The sequence below is a fragment of the Nocardia sp. CA-151230 genome (genome assembly GCF_050942175.1).
Taxonomy (GTDB): Bacteria; Actinomycetota; Actinomycetes; order Mycobacteriales; family Mycobacteriaceae; genus Nocardia.
Genome location: NZ_CP192061.1, coordinates 3,121,270 through 3,137,706 on the forward strand (window position 1 = coordinate 3,121,270; position 16,437 = coordinate 3,137,706).

Below are 16,437 nucleotides of genomic sequence, written 5' to 3' on the forward strand. Positions count from 1 at the left end.
TTCCGGGTCACCGTCATGGCCGAGCCGGGGGATGATGTGCTGTCGGTCTAATCTCGGGCGCCGGTGGGGGCCGCGGTGATCTCGGCGACCGCCTCCGCATACCAGCGGAACAGCCGAATCGGCGGCAGGGGAGCAGCATTCAGCTCCGCCCAGCACTCCGCGACCGCCGCGCGCGCGGTCACCCCGATCCAGTGCCGGGGAAGCAGTTCGGGCGGCAGCAGTGGATCGGACACGACCGCACGATCGAACTCGCTCGCCAAAGTGATTGCCAGCGAAAGCTGTCGGGTCGAATCTGCGGTGCGCAGCGCCGGCAGGGTGCGCTCGGCGGCCGCGAGCAGCCGCTCGTGCCCGGCGGCCAGCCGGTCCAACGGCCACAGTCGCGCCGCGAGCTCGGCACCCGCGGTGATCCCCCCGACCGACAGCTCACCGGTCGACAGCGTGGTCAGCTGCCCGTCGATGCCGAGTTTCGCTGCGAGGGAACGGATTCGGTCCTCCCACGCGTGCGGCGACACATACAGCCCGCCCTGGATCGGCGCGCCGCCGCGGTACACGATGTCCTCGCGCATGGCGTCACGCGCCTGCCGATTGGCCTCCGGTACCGCGAAGGCCGCCAGATGCCAGACGCCGTCCCACCGCACCTCCCCGCGATCCTGGGCGTAGGCGAAGCGCAGATACTCCAGATCGGGTTCGATGGTCCCGCGGGTGTCCTCGGTGGCGCGCAGTACCGCCTTGCGCCCGCGCCCCTCGTGCGTGAATCGCCCCTCGGCCACCAGCCGTTTGATGCACAGCCGCACCTGCTGATCGCTCATGCCGAGCAGAGCCGCGACATCGTAGAGCTCACCGGCGTCGATCGTGGCGTCCTCCCGGATCATGCTCTCCACGAGCGTCCGGGTCGGAATCTCGGTGGCCGGAATCAGATCGTCCACGGCGTACTCCTCACTCCACGATGCACGGTGCTACCCGACCGGTTCCCGCTCGACGACGACCGGTGAGCCGCCGCCGAATTCGCGGCCCAGATCCGCGAAGAACCGCGGCGCGTCGATGACCGCCTCCGGCGGATGCACCCCCGGACGGCGGGCGCAGCCGTCGATGACCTGGGACATGCCCAGCGCCAAGGGAATCCCGGTCGCCCGCGCCATATCGCCGAACAGCTTATCGATGCCACCGGCCACCGATGGGTCCAGGTGTGCCAGCACCCGATATTCGCGCCCGGCTCGCCGGCCCGACAGGGCGGCGAAGAACGGCGGCAGATTCCCCGGCCCCCGGGTCCGCAGGGCCGTCGGCACCGAGCGGGCGATCCGCGCCAGCGTCGGCCGCGCCAGCTCCCGCGCGGCCCCCTCGTTGGTGAGCCGGCCCGCGTCGATATCGCGGCGCAGCATCTCCAGGTAAGCCAGCGTCGACGGCGTCACCACCATCAGATTGGCCGCGTCGCCGACCGGTTTCAGGCTGCGCTGCAAGGTGATCGGCTCGGGGTGGCCGATGGTGTAGGCGGTGCCGTGCCGCCCGCCGGGCAGGGTGAGCTCGACCGGGCGCAGGGGGCGCTGCGCGACCACCCGGCCCGCCGTCACCGCCGAGATACTGCCGCTGCTCTGCTGCATCCAGTGGACGGCCGCCGCTGTCGGCTGCTCGTCGGCCAGCAGCGACTCCGCACCGCCGCCCGCGCCCGGAACATCCACCGGCCACGCGGTATACGCGTCCAGGACGGTGTCGAGCTCGGCTGCCGCCAGCGCCGCGAGCAGATTGCTGATCCCGGGGCTGGCACCCATTCCCACGATCGCGCACACCCCGGCCGCTCGCGCCCGGTCATCGAGCCCCAGCATCTCGACGGTCGGCTCCCAGTCGTCGCAGATATCGAGATAGTGCGTGCCGGTGTCGATCGCGGCGCCCAGCACGGTCCGGCCGAATCGGTAGTAGGGGCCCACGGTATTGAGCACCAGATCGACCTGCGAGAGCACGTCGCGCAGCGCGGGGGCGTCGGTGACGTCGAGCGGGCGCGCGGACACCGGTACCCGGGCGCCGGCGAAACGCCGCGCCACTGCCGCGGCGGCCTGCCCGTCCCGATCGGCGATCACGATCCGCTCGACGCCCAGCAGCCGGGCGGCGGTGTCGACGGCGGCGGCGCCCATCGCGCCCGCCGCGCCCAGGGCGAGAATCTTCATGGCGTACTCCTGTGCAGCATCAGTGGTTCGGTGGATGGGCGGCGTACTCGCGCAACGCGTCGAGATAGCCCGGGGCATAGAGGGATCGGGGCGCGAACAGCGCGACCAGGAAGGGCCGCAGGCCGTCGGGCTTGTCGAGATCGAACTTCACGATGTTGTGCGAGGCGTCCGGGAAGGTCCGGACGGTGAGCAGGTGCGCGGGCACCGATTCCCGGTACACACGGGCCGTTTCGGCGACATCGACATTGAGATCACGCTCACCGAGCAGCAGCAGCGTCGGAACCCGCAGTTGCGCAAGGGTTTCGGTGACATCGGATCGGAAGTTCTTGCCCACGAACCGCCAGCGGTCCGCCGACATGGGCGGGGAATCCGCGGTGGCCGCGAGGTAACGGTCATAGCTCGCGCCCTCGCGCAGCAGTGACAGATCGTTCTCGCGTCGCCGCAGCTCGGCGGCGATCTCGTCGTCGGAGGCGTGCCGCTCGCGCAGTTCGGCGCGCAGGTTGTACTCGCCCTGCCGGATCCAGTTGACGGCCGTGCCGACCGCGATCATGAACCGCAGCTCCGGATGCCGGACCGCCACCTCGGGCAGGACCCACCCGGCCTGGCTGATGCCCCACAGGCCGATGCGGCCCGCGTCGATGTCCGGACGCCCACGCGCCCACGCGATCGCGGCCTCGGTCTCGGCGGCCCGATCCTGCATGCTCTGGTCCAGCCAGTTGCCCGGCGCACCGTCGACACCCGGCTTGTCCCACGCCAGTGACGCGTACCCGGCCTGCGCGAAGGTCTCCCAGATCGGCCGGTAGAACTCGTCGCGGTCGGCGGTGGCCGCGCCGTCGCCGTGCACGAAAACCACCAGCCCGAACGGTCCTTCCCCGTGTTTCGGCAAGGCCAGCGTGCCCTGCAGCGGCTGAGCGCCCCCGGTGATGGTGACCCGCTCAGCGCGAATGTCGAAGTCGTGCTGGACGATCACCCATCCGCCCGCCGACAGCGCCAGTGCGGCAACGCAACTCACGGCGATGAGGATCCGGCGCTTCCAGCTCATGAAACTATCGTAACAGAAACGATCGTGGGGATATTGATAGATTGGCGCGGTTGTTAGCCTGAGCGCGACAAACGGGAAGGGACGGGTGCATGGCGACGATCGAAGAGGCGCTCGAAATAGAGCAACTCGAACGCGACATCTTCCGCGGCGCGTCCACCAAGACGCAGCTGCCACGCACATTCGGCGGGCAGGTGGCGGGGCAGGCGCTGGTGGCGGCGGTACGCACGGTGGATCCGCACTATCAGGTGCATTCCCTGCACGGGTATTTCCTGCGGCCGGGCAATCCGGAGCGACCCACCGTCTACCAGGTGGACCGCATCCGCGAAGGCCGCTCCTTCTGCACGCGCCGAGTCACCGGCGTGCAGAACGGCGAGGCCATCTTCACCATGTCGGCCTCCTTCCACGTCGGCGACGAGGGACCCGAGCATCAGGACCGGATGCCCTCGGTGCCGCCGCCGGCCGAGCTGCCCGACGCCAAGGAGTCCATGAGCCCGGAACGGCTGTGGGCCATGCGCGAATGGGAGCACTGGGACATTCGCACCATCCCGCAGGAAGAGGTGGACCGCCGCGACGGCCTCGTCGCCCAGCAGCAGGTGTGGTTCCGCTACCGGCACGCGCTGCCCGACGATCCGCTGTTCCACGTCTGCACCCTGGCGTACATGAGCGATATGACCCTGCTCGGCTCGTCCAAGGTCATCCACCCCGACGAGCCCACCCAGAACGCCTCGCTCGACCACGCCATGTGGTTCCTGCGCCCGTTCCGTGCCGACGACTGGCTGCTCTACGACCAGCAGTCGCCTTCGGCGGGCGCGGGCCGCGCGCTGACCGGCGGGCGGATCTGGAACCAGGCCGGGGAACTGGTGGCGGTGGTCATGCAGGAGGGCCTGACCCGCACCTTCCGTGACGAGCAGGCCGAGTCGTACCCGGCCGGAACCGCCTGAGCCGCATACGAAACCATCCGAGCCGTATACAAATCGAGCGCGCCACCGGTGAATTCCGGCGGCGCGCTCGGGTTTTCGGCGATCAGGCGGTCTGCACGCGCAGGTGGCACACCACCGTGTCGTTCATCTTGCGCAGCACCCGCTCCAGCTCGTCACTGCGATGGCTGGGCAGCACGTGGTTCCACCCGGCGGGCGGCTCGATCTCGGCGATCACCACCACCTTGCGGCGGCCGGTGAAGTTATCGGCGACATAGCGCGCCACCGGGCCGCCGACCGTCGAATCACCGTCCTCGAGCAGTACCAGGCGCACGTCCGGATGCCAGGCCTCCCACTCCTTGGTGAAGACGGTGATGTTCTCGCCCGGCAGGCACACGTGCACCGCGGTCACGTCCCGGCCCAGCGACATGGCCGCCGAGAGCGCCTCCCGGCTCAGCTCCGACACCTCCGACACCGGCACCACGATCGCGGTCTCGGTGGCCTTCGGCTCGGCGGGCACGCAGCCTGCGCCGCGGCAGCCGTCGATGCGGGTGTAGATCGTGCGGATCCGCTCCATGGCCACCACCAGCAGCGGTAGCACCACCACGATCAGCCACGCGCCCTCGGTGAATTTCATTGCGGTGGTGACGATCAGCGCCACACAGGTGAGCACCGCGCCGAAGCCGTTCAGCGCCGCCCGCCACCGCCAGCCCCGGGTGCGCACGTCCAGCCAGTGCCGGACCATGCCGACCTGGGCGATGGTGAAGCCCACGAACACGCCGATCGCGAACAGCGGCACCAGCGCGTTCATATCGCCGCGGGATGCGGCCAGTAGCACCGCCGAGGACATGCCCAGCGCCAGCACGCCGAATCGGTACACCTGCCGCTGCGAGCTCACCGCGAAGCGGTGCGGCAGCGAATTGTCGTCGGCGAGAATCTTGGTCAGTGTCGGCAGGCCGCCGTAGGAGGTGTTGGCCGCCAGCGCCAGCAGGATCACCGTCGCGAATTGCACTGTGTAGTAGGCGATTCCGTGACCCAGTGCCGCCTCGGTCAGCTGCGAGAGGATCGTGGTGCCCTCGATCGGGTGGATCGAGAACTTGCCGATCAGCGTGGCCAGCCCGAGGAGCATCAGGCCCAGCAGCACACCCAGCGCCACCTCGGCCCGCTGCGCGCGCTTGACCTCGGGCCGGGCGAAACTGGGCACCGCGTTGGCGATGGCCTCCACCCCGGTCAAGGCCGCGCAGCCACTGGAGAAGGCCTTGAGCAGCAACAGGACTCCGATGGTGCGCGCGTTCTCGGCGACGGCCGCGCCGGTGGCGACGCTGGCCGGTTCCGAACGCAGCAGGCCCGCGACGATCACCGCGAAGATGCCGAGCACGAACACCACGGTCGGGGCCATGAAGGCGCGGGCACTCTCGCGGATGCCGTACAGATTGAGCACGGTGATCCCGGCCAGCACGGCCAGGCAGATCCACACCGTGTAGGGGAACAGCTCGGGGAACGCGGAGGTCAGTGCCGCCACGCCCGCGGCGATCGACACCGCGACATTGAGCACGTAGTCCACGATCAGCGAGGCCGCGGCCACCAGACTGGTCCGCCGGCCCAGCCGGGCCTTGGCTACCGCGTACGCGCCGCCGCCGTTCGGGAAGGCGGCGATGACCTGCCGGTAGGACGCGATGAGTACGGCCAGCAGCACCACGATCGCCAGGGTCACCGGGAGCGTGAAGCCGAGCCCGGTCGTCCCGGCGGCCGCCAGCACCAGCACGATCGCCTCCGGGCCGTAGGCCACCGAGGCCATGGCGTCCAGCGAGAGCCCGGCCAGTCCGGTCGCGACGGTCAGCCCGTGCCGGGGCGGCGGTGCGTCGACTCCGCCGCGCGGCCCGGGCGAGGTTTGCGGTAGCAAATCAGTCACATGCCGCAGTGTTCACCCGAAACGCCTGTTGGACACCCGCCCTAACGGAACCCTGACACCGTAGGTGAGCAGGGCCACACATCCCCGCAAACGTATGCTCGACGGCGTGAAACCGACGATTGGTGTGCTGGCGCTGCAGGGCGATGTGCGTGAACACCTGCATGCTCTCGAGGCGTGCGGGGCGAATGTGGTGCCCGTGCGCCGCGAATCCGAGCTGGCCGCCGTCGACGGTCTGGTGCTGCCCGGTGGCGAATCCACCACCATCAGCAAGCTGCTGGAGGTCTTCGACCTGCTGGAACCGGTCAGGCAGCGCCTGCGTGACGGGCTGCCCGCCTACGGCTCGTGCGCGGGAATGATCCTGCTGGCCTCCGAGGTGCTCGACACCCGCCCCGACATGAAACCGCTGCACGGCATTGATATGACCGTGCGCCGCAATGCCTTCGGACGGCAGGTGGATTCCTTCGAAGCCGACGTGGACTTCGCGGGTCTCGACGGCCCGGTACGCGCGGTATTCATCCGGGCCCCCTGGGTCGAACGGGCCGGGGACGGTGTCGAGGTGCTGGCCCGGGTGCCCGCGGGTCCGGCGGCCGGACGCATCGTCGCGGTCCGTCAAGGCAATGTCATGGCAACCTCCTTCCATCCCGAAGTGACGGGCGATCTGCGGGTGCACAAGCTGTTCGTCGACACCGTGGTGCGTCCGCGCGCCGGAGTCTGAGCGAGCACTCGAGTAGACTGGTGCAGTTGTCCGTCCGCCGGGGCGGGTACGTTGCCACTTGAACGACAGCGCCCCCTGAAATGAGGAAGTAGGAATGAGCGGCCACTCAAAATGGGCCACCACCAAGCACAAGAAGGCCGGGATCGACGCGAAGCGCGGCAAGCTCTTCGCGAAGTTGATCAAGAACATCGAGGTGGCGGCCCGCACCGGTGGTAGTGACCCGGACGGCAACCCGACTCTGTACGACGCCATCCAGAAGGCGAAGAAGTCGTCGGTCCCCAACGACAACATCGAGCGCGCCCGCAAGCGCGGCGGTGGTGAAGAGGCCGGTGGCGCGGACTGGCAGACCATCATGTACGAGGGCTACGGCCCCAATGGTGTCGCCGTGCTGATCGAGTGCCTCACCGACAACCGCAACCGCGCCGCCGGTGAGGTGCGCGTGGCGATGACCCGCAATGGCGGCAATATGGCCGACCCGGGTTCGGTGTCGTACCTGTTCCACCGCAAGGGCCTCATCACACTGGAGAAGAACGGTCTCTCCGAAGACGACGTGCTCATGGCGGTGCTCGATGCGGGCGCTGAAGAGGTCAACGACCTGGGCGAAGCCTTCGAGATCATCTCCGAGCCGGGTGACCTGATCGCCGTGCGCACCGCCCTGCAGCAGGCCGGAATCGACTACGACTCCGCCGAATCGAGCTTCCAGCCGTCGATGTCGGTGGCCGTCGACGCCGAGGCCGCGCGCAAGGTGTTCAAGCTGATCGACGCACTCGAAGACAGCGACGACGTGCAGAACGTCTTCACCAACATCGACGTCTCCGACGAGGTGCTGGCCGAGCTCGACGCCTGATCGAGCTCCGAACGACGCGGGCCGCTTCCCGAACCGGGAGGCGGCCCGCGTCGTATTTCCCGGGCTCTGCGGGTGCCGGGTGCGAGAATTGCGGCGTGCCCGAATTACGTGCCGTGCGAGGCGATATCACCGAACAGCAGGTGGATGCAGTGGTGAACGCGGCGAATTCCTCTCTGCTCGGTGGCGGGGGAGTGGACGGCGCGATCCATCGCAAGGGCGGACCGGAGATCCTCGCCGCCTGCCGCGCACTGCGGGCGTCCCAGTACGGGCGCGGCCTGAAGACCGGGCAAGCGGTCGCGACCACCGCCGGAAACCTGCCCGCCCAGTGGGTGATTCACACCGTCGGCCCCGTGTGGTCGGCGAGCGAGGATCGCTCGGCGCTGCTGGCGTCCTGCTATCGCGAATCCCTGCGTGTGGCCGACGAACTCGGGGCGGCCACCGTGGCGTTCCCGGCCGTCTCCACCGGCGTGTACGGCTGGCCCATGGACGATGGCGCGCGCATCGCCGTCGAGACCGTGCGCGGCACCGAGACCCGGGTGCGCGAGGTGCGGTTCGTGCTCTTCGGCGACGAGGCGTTCCGAATTTTCGCCGCGGCCCTCGCCGCGAATCAGGGTGCGTGACGGGCGAATTCCGGGTTTACCCCGATGTGCGTCAAACCTCCTGTGCGACAAGCTGAATCCCGGGTCGGGTCATAGTCGATAGGAGTTGATTCACACATGGCTCAACGGTTGCTGGTCGGTCTGGGCGCTGCGGCCCTGATCACCGCCGCGGCTGGTGCCCTGGCCCCGGCGGCATTCGCGACGGATCTGGCCGAGGGAGTTTCGTGCAGTGATCGGAGCTGCCGCAACGACACCGACGACATCTATCGCGTCCAGGTGCGGGTGCACTGCTCGGGATTCGGTGACGGGTACGAGACATCGGTCTGGGTGCACAGCCACACCACCGAACAGCTGCAGGTCGGGTGCACCGGCCACTGGGTGTCCGGCGGATACCGTCCCGGCACGCCCTCGATGAACTCCGACGGCACCTGGAACTCGCCTCCGATGGAGAAGGAGCCCGACCGATTCGAGCCCAGTTACCTCACGGGCATCGACTACCTGAGTGCCGTGGTCGACAACAGCGGCCGCCGGAGGCCCGGCGCGCCCGCGCCCAGCGGCTCCTGATTCCGGCCGGATCACCCGAGCCCGCACCGTGACCGGCCGTGTCGATGGACAATGTCGCCACGCGGGTCCGTTAGACTCTCGAACAGTTGTTCGTTCACGGTGTGAGAGGGGTTTCGGTGCGGGTGATGGGCGTCGACCCCGGGCTCACCCGGTGCGGCATCAGCATGGTCGACGGCAGCATGGGTAGGCAGGTCTCCCTGCTCGCCGTCGATGTGGTGCGCACCCCGCCGGAAATGGAGCTGGCGCAACGGCTTCTGCTCGTCGCCGACGCCGCCGAGGCCTGGATGGACGCCCACCGGCCCGAAGTCGTGGCCATCGAACGCGTCTTCTCCCAGCACAATGTGCGCACCGCCATGGCCACCGCGCAGGCGGGCGGCGTCATCGCGCTCGCGGCCGCCCGGCGGCAGATCCCGGTGCACTTCCACACGCCGTCTCAGGTGAAGGCGGCCGTCACCGGCAACGGTTCGGCGGACAAGGCGCAAGTGACCGCCATGGTGACCCGTATTCTCGGGCTGGCCGTCGCGCCCAAGCCCGCCGACGCCGCCGACGCGCTCGCCCTGGCGATCTGCCACTGCTGGCGCGCACCCATGCTGGCACGCATGGCCAAGGCGGAGGCGATGGCCGAGCGGCAACGGCGCATGTACGAGGAAAGGCTTGCCCAGCAACGGAAGGCGGTAACGCGGTGATCGCGTCGGTACGCGGCGAGGTACTCGAGATCGGGCTCGACCATGTGGTCATCGAGGCGGCGGGGGTCGGCTATCGGCTCAATGCCACCCCGGCCACCCTGGCCGGGCTCACCCGCGGCGAGGACGCCCGGCTCTACACGACCATGATCGTGCGTGAGGACTCCATGACGCTGTTCGGCTTCGCCGACACCGAGGCGCGGGAGCTGTTCGTGCTGTTGCAGACCGTGTCGGGGGTGGGCCCGAAGCTGGCCATGGCCGTGCTGGCGGTGCTCGAACCGGAGGCGCTGCGCAAGGCGCTCGCGGAATCGAATGTGGCGGCGCTGACCCGGGTCCCGGGTGTCGGCAAGCGCGGCGCCGAACGCATGGTGGTCGAGCTGCGGGACAAGGTGAATCTGGTTCCGGTGCAGTCCGGCCCGCCCGGGGCGGGGCCCGCGCCCATGGCGACCCCGGTACGGGAGCAGGTGGTGGACGCGCTCATCGGGCTGGGCTTCCCGGCCCGGCAGGCGGAGGGTGCGGTGGACGCCGTGCTGGCCGACGACCCCGGCATCGGCACCTCGCAGGCGCTGCGCACGGCGCTCGGGCTGCTGGGCAAGAATCGATAGGCCGTCATGACCGACGAGTTCGACGATATCGACGACACCGAATCCGCCGTCAGCGCAAGCTATCTGCAATCCGACGGCGAGGTCGAGGCCAGCCTGCGCCCGAAGTCCCTCGACGACTTCATCGGCCAGCCGCGCGTGCGCGAACAGCTGGCGCTGGTGCTGCGCGGGGCGAAACTGCGCGGCGGCACCCCCGACCACGTGCTGCTGTCCGGCCCGCCGGGGCTGGGCAAGACGAGCATGGCCATGATCATCGCCGGCGAACTGGGCACCGCGCTGCGGCTGACCTCCGGCCCGGCGCTGGAACGCGCGGGCGACCTGGCCGCCATGCTCAGCAATCTGGTCGAGGGCGATGTGCTGTTCATCGACGAGATCCACCGCATGGCGCGGCCGGCCGAGGAAATGCTGTACCTGGCCATGGAGGACTTCCGCGTCGACGTGGTGGTCGGCAAAGGCCCTGGCGCGACGTCGATTCCACTCGACATCGCGCCTTTCACACTGGTCGGCGCGACCACTCGATCAGGTGCCCTGACCGGTCCGCTGCGTGACCGCTTCGGCTTCACCGGCCACATGGACTTCTACGAACCCGAAGAGCTGCAGAAGATTCTGGAACGTTCGGCCCGAATCCTGGGCGTGCGCTTGGAGTCCGACGCGGCGGCCGAGATCGCGGGCCGCTCCCGTGGCACGCCCCGTATTGCGAACCGGCTGCTCCGGCGCGTCCGTGATTATGCCGAGGTCAAGGCAGACGGACTTGTCACCCGTGAAATCGCCTGTGCCGCACTGGCGGTGTACGACGTGGACGCACTGGGTCTGGACCGCCTCGACCGCGCGGTGCTGAGCGCGCTGATCCGCAGCTTCAACGGCGGCCCGGTCGGGGTCTCGACCCTCGCCGTCGCGGTCGGTGAGGAAGCGGCCACGGTCGAGGAGGTGTGTGAACCCTTCCTGGTGCGGGCCGGATTGGTGGCCCGCACGCCCCGCGGTCGCATCGCGACAGCGGCGGCGTGGGAGCACCTCGGCTTGGTCCCGCCGCCCGACCTGGTTTTCGGATCGATCGAAGTGCGGCGTCACGAGCCTCAGATGGATCTGTTCGAGCCGTAAACCGTTCACGGGTGCGAACTTCCGTGAATGGAACCGCGCCGCTTGTCGTTCTCCGGCGGGCGGCGCGGTTCCATTGCTATGTCACTCGACGGTGAGGACGAGCTTTCCGACGGTACGGCCGGTCTCGCCGAGTGCATGGGCCTTGGCGGCGTCGGTGAGCGGGAAGGATCCCGCGATGGTGGGGCGCAGCGCACCGGATTCGGTGAGCTCGCGCAGCGCCTCCATCCCGGTGTGATCGGCCTCGACGAGCAGGATTTCGGCACGCACGCCGAGCTTCTCGGCATCGGCCTTGTAGTGGTCGCTGCCATTGGCGCGCAGGGAAACCAGAATGCCTCCGGGCCGCAGGGTGCGCAGGGACCGGTGGGCGTGGTCGGCATCGATGGGGTCGAGGACCATATCGATATCGCGGACCGTGTCCGCGAAATCGGTGGTGCGGTAGTCGATCACCTCGTCGACGCCGATGCCGCGCAGGAAATCGTGGTTGGCGGCGCTGGCGGTGCCGATCACGTACGCGCCGCGCGCCTTGGCGATCTGCACCGCGAAGTGCCCGACACCGCCGGCGGCGGCGTGGATCAGAACCCGCTGCCCGGCCTGCACATTCGCGGTGTCGACCAGCGCCTGGTAGGCGGTCAGGGCGGCCAGCGGGATGGCGGCGGACTGCGCGTGGTCCAGGTTGGCGGGCTTGCGGGCGAAGGCCCGGGCCGGTCCGGTGACGTATTCGGCGGCCGCGCCGTGCCCGTGCGGATAGGGGAGCATGCCGAACACCTCGTCGCCGGGCTTGAACAGGGTGACACCGATCCCGGTCGCCACCACCTCACCGGAGACGTCCCAGCCCAGCACGAACGGGGGCGGGGGCAGGAACAGGCCCGCGCGGCGGCGGTGGCCCCAGTCGGTCGGGTTCAGGGCCGTGGCGCGCACCCGCACCAGGATCTCGCTCGGACCGGGCTGCGGCACAGGCAGTTCCACCTCGTGCAGGACTTCGGGACCGCCGAGCACGTCCTGGCCGATGGCCTTCATGGTGGTGGGGATGATGATCTCCTTCTCGCTCATGCCTCCAGCTTGCCGCCGGGGAAGCGGGGAGGAAATGGCATGATTGACAATATTCGATAGGATCGTGCCATGCAGTCGGAGAAGGCACAGCCGCACCGGGTCGTCGTCCTGGCGCTCGACGGGGTCTACCCGTTCGAGCTCGGCATCGCGAACCGGGTGTTCGGCACCGCCGACGGACGGTACGAGGTGATCACCTGCTCGCTGGACGGGCGGCCGGTGCGCAGCAGTTCCGACTTCGACATCGCGGTCGCGCACGACGCGAGCCTGCTGGAAACCGCCGACACCGTGGTGATTCCGCCGTGCGATGTCGTGCCGATCCTGGAAAGTGGCCTGCCGCAGGCGGTTTCGGACGCACTGGCCTCCATCCGCCCGGGCGTACGGCTGGTCTCCATCTGCACCGGCGCGATCGTGGTCGCCGCCGCGGGCCTGCTCGACGATCGGCCCGCCACCACCCACTGGAACTTCGCCGACCGGTTCCGGCGGACCTTCCCGAGGGTCCACGTCGACCCGAACGTCCTCTACGTCGATGACGGCGACATCCTCACCTCCGCCGGCGCCACCGCCGGAGTCGACCTGTGCCTGCACCTGATTCGCGCCGACCACGGCAGCGAAGTCGCCAATATGGTCGCCCGCCGCTGTGTCGTCCCGCCCTGGCGCGAAGGCGGCCAGGCCCAGTTCATCGAGCAGCCGGTGCCCCCGCCGACCGCCGCGGGCACGGCCACCGCTCGTCAGTGGGCGCTCGAGAATCTGGACCGGCCGCTGACCATGGCCGACCTCGCGGATCGAGCGCGCATGAGCGGCCGCACCTTCGCGCGCCGTTTCCGCGACGAGGTCGGGATGAGCCCGGGACGGTGGCTGATTCAGCAGCGGGTATTCCGCGCCCGCGAATTGCTGGAGACCACAGAGCTTTCCGTGGATCGGATCGCCGGGGAGGTCGGATTCGCCACCGGAGCCTCCCTGCGGCAGCACCTGCACGAGGCGATCGGTGTGTCGCCACTGGCCTATCGGCGCACCTTCCGGACCGAGGCGGCGGTCGGCGCGATGCGCGCCTGAGCGCTCAGCGCGCTGCGATGCTGAGTTCGCGTACCTCCCGCAGGTGTCGTTCCATGGCCGCGCCCGCGCCCGCGCTGTCGTGGGCCGCCACGGCCTCGTAGATCCGGTGATGGCCCTCGAGCGATAGGCGGCGGGCGTGACGTGTGCGGTGGGAGAGCGTGCGGGTGCTCCTGGTCCACTCGGTGGTCATGGCGCACAGCGTCACCAGGAGCGGATTCTGCGCGGCGTGCGCCAGCAGCGTGTGGAATTCGACATCGAGCCGGAGGGATTCGGCGGCGGAGAGGGTGTCGCTGGAACGGGTCAGGACATCGTCGAGGGACAGCAGGTTCGAGTCCAGGGCACGCAGGGCGGCCAGCTCCGCGATCCGCGGTTCCACCAGATCACGCAATTCGATGGCGTGGCCGAGTTCGATATCCAGCGCCCGTAGGCCCTCGGTGAGCGCGTCCGCGTGCCGCGGGGTTTCGGTGACGGTGCTGCCGCGGCCCTGGCGGCGTTCGATGAGCTGCTTGGATTCCAGCTCGAACATGGCCTGGCGCAGGGATGATCGCGACACGTTCATATTCGCGGCCAGCTCGCGTTCCGACGGCAGCCGATCCCCGGCCCGCAGCTCGCCATTGGTGATCAGCGCCTCCAGATGCGCGGCGACCTCCGCGCTGACGCTGCGCGCACGCCGGCGCAGCGGGGGAATCGATGCTGTCATCGCCCGAGTTTAAATCCGTTCCCAGCCAAGCTATTTCGGTCAGGTAAAACGCCAGTTACGTTCGGTTTCGAGCTCCGTCATCGCCCGCTCACGCGGCTTATGGTCGGCACATCGGATGGTCCGACCAATTCGGTCGGGTACGAGAGGTAGTGAGCGTGACGTCGATCGTGCGGGAGTTCGTCCCGGCGTTTCCGGTGCTGCAGTCGGGTGCGGGAATCGGCTCGGGCACCGGTTATCTGCCGGTCGATCCGTCGGCGGTGCTGTGGGGACGGCTGCCGTGTGCGCGGGACCGGCCGATCGCGGCGGTCGAGCCGGGACGCAGCATCGTGGTCGACACCGTCAGCCACGAAGGAATTCTCGACGACCAGGGCTCCGACCCCATTGGATACTTCGGGCGGAATGGCGTCGAGCGCGACCAGGTGCTGGCCGACGCCGTCGAGGTGGCCGCGACCAGGAATCGTGACTCGCTGGCCGGGCCGCACATCGTTACCGGGCCGATCGCGGTGACCGGCGCGCAGCCGGGCGACCTGCTCGCCATCCGCATCGACGAGTTGACCATGCGCGCACCCTATGGCGTCGTCTCCACGCGGCACGCACGCGGCGTCCTGGCCCATCGGCGCGGATTCGACGGGAACTACGGGCAGTTCTGTGCGGTGGAATCCCGGGACGGGAGGTGGTTCGGCACCATGCCCATGCATCCGGATCGGCCGCAGCGGGCCAGTTTTCCGCTGCATCCCTTCCTGGGGATCATGGGCGTCGCGACCGACACCGAGAGCCGGGTGTCGTCGGTGCCGCCGGGGCTGCACGGCGGCAATATAGACATCCGCCGCCTCACGGCCGGCGCGACACTGTTTCTGCCCGTTCAGGTTCCGGACGCGCTGTTCTATATCGGTGACCCGCATTTCGCCCAGGGGAACGGCGAAGTGGCGCTCACCGCGCTGGAAGCGCCACTGCGGGCGCGATTGACGGTCGACGTGATTCCGGGCGCGCAGGTCGCAGCCGGACTGGGCCGGACGATCGGGCCGTTCGCCGCCGCGCACGGGCTGGTCATTCCGACCGGCTTGGACGAGGACCTGAACCGGGCGCTCGAGGTCTGCGTCCGCAACGCGGTGGAACTGGTGGTCTCGCTGTTCGACGCCGATCCGCAGCAGGCGTACCTGTATCTCAGCGCCGCAGCGGATTTCACCATCTCGCAGGCAGTGGACCGGGTGCGCGGGGTGCACGGCGAGGTACGGGTCGCCGACTTCGCCCACCATGCCGCCACCGAGCTGGCCCGACGCGTCCTCGAGCTGGCCTGATGACGACCGTGAAGCAGATCGATGATCGGGCAACGGATTTCGATCGGAGGGTATGGCGTGAACTGGGTGCGCCTCTGGTCCGCGCCACCGGCGACGGCGTTCTCCGCGGGCACACCGTGGCAGTGAAGGATCTCTACTCCGTCGCCGGGTTTCCGCTCGGCGGAGGAGTTCCGGACTATCTCGGCGCGCCCGCGCCGTCGCACGCGGCCGTGGTGGCCCGCCTGCTCGCAGCCGGTGCCGACATCACCGGCATCGCGCAGACCGACGAATTTGCCTACAGCATTACCGGCGGGAACGGGCGCTATGGGATGCCGGTGAATCCCGCTGCTCCGCACCGGGTTCCGGGGGGATCGTCCAGCGGCTCCGCGGTCGCCGTGGCCAGCGGCGCGGTCACCATCGGGCTCGGCACGGATACGGCCGGATCGATCCGGGTTCCGGCCGCGTATCAGCGGTTGTGGGGAATCCGTACCTCGCACGGCGAGGTACCCACCACGGGAGTGCTGCCGCTCGCGCAATCATTCGACACGGTCGGCTGGATGACGCGTGACGCCCTCGCCTTGGCTGCTGTGGCGGAATGCCTGCTGCCCGAACAAGAATCGGGTGACGCACAGTTGATCGTGGATCCGAGATTGTGCGCTGTCGCCGATGACGAGCCGGCTGCCGCGAGTGTCGCCGCCGCGAAGCGGATGGGTGCCGTCGAGACAGATCTGAGCGCCGACACAGAATCGTGGTTCACGGCGTTCCGGGCGGTCCAGGCATTCGAAGCCTGGGCCAACCACGGAACCTGGATACGGGCGCACCCCCGATCACTCGAATCCGAAGTGGCGCAGCGCTTCCGGTTCGCATCGACGATCACCCCATCGCAAGCTGCAGAGGCTCGTGAAGTGCTACGCCTAGCCGCCGAACATCTCCGCGCCGCACTGCGCGACCGGATTCTGATATTGCCCACCACCGCCACACTTCCGCCGCCTCGGACGGCCGCCGCCGAAGCATTGGAATCGGGCCGGACACGCACCCTGCATTTGACATGTTTGGCCGCTATCGCGGGTGCACCTGCCGTCACCTTTCCGCTGGCGGATATTCATGGAATTCCAAATGGTCTGTGTTTGATTGGGGCGCCCGGTATGGATCGAACCATTATTCGATATGTAATCGAAAAAGATAGGGATACTGGACAATTCGGGTTCTCTCGATGATG

General features: G+C 68.9%; 17 protein-coding genes. 11 read left to right on the forward strand and 6 right to left on the reverse strand.

Features of this window, described 5'->3' with window-relative positions; all coding sequences use genetic code 11:
• Positions 1-47: 47 nt before the first annotated feature.
• The 3 genes from ACQP1O_RS14325 to ACQP1O_RS14335 all read right to left on the reverse strand — a co-directional run bounded on the left by ACQP1O_RS14325 (position 48) and on the right by ACQP1O_RS14335 (position 3,183).
• Complete coding sequence (locus ACQP1O_RS14325; protein ID WP_433567682.1) at positions 48-872, reverse strand: PaaX family transcriptional regulator C-terminal domain-containing protein; 825 nt, start codon at positions 870-872, stop codon at positions 48-50.
• Between the two features lie 84 nt (positions 873-956).
• Positions 957-2,159: a saccharopine dehydrogenase family protein gene (locus ACQP1O_RS14330; protein WP_433566287.1), complete on the reverse strand. Its 1,203-nt coding sequence runs from the start codon at positions 2,157-2,159 to the stop codon at positions 957-959.
• Positions 2,160-2,178: 19 nt separating this feature from the next.
• A complete protein-coding gene (locus ACQP1O_RS14335; protein WP_433567683.1) occupies positions 2,179-3,183 on the reverse strand; it encodes an alpha/beta hydrolase family protein in 1,005 nt (334 codons plus the stop codon).
• Positions 3,184-3,290: 107 nt separating this feature from the next.
• Between ACQP1O_RS14335 and ACQP1O_RS14340 the strand changes: the two genes are divergently transcribed.
• A complete protein-coding gene (locus ACQP1O_RS14340; RefSeq protein WP_433566288.1) occupies positions 3,291-4,142 on the forward strand; it encodes an acyl-CoA thioesterase in 852 nt (283 codons plus the stop codon).
• 82 nt (positions 4,143-4,224) lie between these two features.
• Here ACQP1O_RS14340 and ACQP1O_RS14345 read toward each other — a convergent pair whose 3' ends face one another.
• Positions 4,225-5,916, reverse strand: a complete 1,692-nt coding sequence (locus tag ACQP1O_RS14345; protein WP_433567684.1) for an APC family permease — start codon at positions 5,914-5,916, stop codon at positions 4,225-4,227.
• 208 nt (positions 5,917-6,124) lie between these two features.
• On the opposite strand from ACQP1O_RS14345, the gene pdxT reads away from it, so the two are divergent.
• The 7 genes from pdxT to ruvB all read left to right on the forward strand — a co-directional run bounded on the left by pdxT (position 6,125) and on the right by ruvB (position 11,138).
• On the forward strand, positions 6,125-6,745 hold the full coding sequence (gene pdxT, locus ACQP1O_RS14350) for a pyridoxal 5'-phosphate synthase glutaminase subunit PdxT (RefSeq protein WP_433567685.1): 621 nt from the start codon (positions 6,125-6,127) through the stop codon (positions 6,743-6,745).
• Positions 6,746-6,839: 94 nt separating this feature from the next.
• Positions 6,840-7,592: a YebC/PmpR family DNA-binding transcriptional regulator gene (locus ACQP1O_RS14355; protein WP_379385415.1), complete on the forward strand. Its 753-nt coding sequence runs from the start codon at positions 6,840-6,842 to the stop codon at positions 7,590-7,592.
• A 95-nt stretch (positions 7,593-7,687) separates the two neighbouring features.
• Entirely contained in the window at positions 7,688-8,212 is a 525-nt protein-coding gene (locus ACQP1O_RS14360; RefSeq protein ID WP_433566289.1) for an O-acetyl-ADP-ribose deacetylase, read from the forward strand.
• A gap of 96 nt (positions 8,213-8,308) precedes the next feature.
• A complete protein-coding gene (locus ACQP1O_RS14365) occupies positions 8,309-8,755 on the forward strand; it encodes a hypothetical protein (RefSeq protein WP_433566290.1) in 447 nt (148 codons plus the stop codon).
• Between the two features lie 116 nt (positions 8,756-8,871).
• On the forward strand, positions 8,872-9,441 hold the full coding sequence (gene ruvC / locus ACQP1O_RS14370) for a crossover junction endodeoxyribonuclease RuvC (protein WP_433567686.1): 570 nt from the start codon (positions 8,872-8,874) through the stop codon (positions 9,439-9,441).
• Positions 9,438-10,043, forward strand: a complete 606-nt coding sequence (ruvA, locus tag ACQP1O_RS14375) for a Holliday junction branch migration protein RuvA (protein WP_433566291.1) — start codon at positions 9,438-9,440, stop codon at positions 10,041-10,043. The genes ruvC and ruvA overlap by 4 nt, the downstream gene beginning before the upstream one ends.
• 6 nt (positions 10,044-10,049) lie before the next feature.
• Positions 10,050-11,138: a Holliday junction branch migration DNA helicase RuvB gene (gene ruvB / locus ACQP1O_RS14380; RefSeq protein ID WP_433566292.1), complete on the forward strand. Its 1,089-nt coding sequence runs from the start codon at positions 10,050-10,052 to the stop codon at positions 11,136-11,138.
• Between the two features lie 81 nt (positions 11,139-11,219).
• Here ruvB and ACQP1O_RS14385 read toward each other — a convergent pair whose 3' ends face one another.
• Positions 11,220-12,188: an NADP-dependent oxidoreductase gene (locus tag ACQP1O_RS14385; RefSeq protein ID WP_433566293.1), complete on the reverse strand. Its 969-nt coding sequence runs from the start codon at positions 12,186-12,188 to the stop codon at positions 11,220-11,222.
• 69 nt (positions 12,189-12,257) lie between these two features.
• Between ACQP1O_RS14385 and ACQP1O_RS14390 the strand changes: the two genes are divergently transcribed.
• Positions 12,258-13,241 (forward strand): GlxA family transcriptional regulator, encoded by a 984-nt coding sequence (locus ACQP1O_RS14390; protein ID WP_433566294.1) that lies wholly within the window; start codon positions 12,258-12,260, stop codon positions 13,239-13,241.
• Positions 13,242-13,245: 4 nt separating this feature from the next.
• On the opposite strand, the gene ACQP1O_RS14395 is transcribed toward ACQP1O_RS14390, so the two are convergent.
• Positions 13,246-13,941 carry a FadR/GntR family transcriptional regulator gene (locus tag ACQP1O_RS14395; protein ID WP_433566295.1) on the reverse strand — a complete coding sequence of 232 codons (696 nt, stop codon included), beginning with the start codon at positions 13,939-13,941 and terminating at the stop codon, positions 13,246-13,248.
• Positions 13,942-14,096: 155 nt separating this feature from the next.
• Between ACQP1O_RS14395 and ACQP1O_RS14400 the strand changes: the two genes are divergently transcribed.
• Both ACQP1O_RS14400 and ACQP1O_RS14405 read left to right on the forward strand, forming a co-directional pair.
• Positions 14,097-15,239, forward strand: coding sequence for an acetamidase/formamidase family protein (locus ACQP1O_RS14400; protein ID WP_433566296.1), 1,143 nt, complete (start codon positions 14,097-14,099; stop codon positions 15,237-15,239).
• The gene (locus ACQP1O_RS14405; RefSeq protein ID WP_433566297.1) at positions 15,239-16,435 is read left to right on the forward strand and encodes an amidase family protein; all 1,197 of its coding nucleotides are present in this window, start codon (positions 15,239-15,241) and stop codon (positions 16,433-16,435) included. Before ACQP1O_RS14400 ends, ACQP1O_RS14405 begins: the two co-directional genes overlap by 1 nt.
• Positions 16,436-16,437 lie beyond the last annotated feature (2 nt).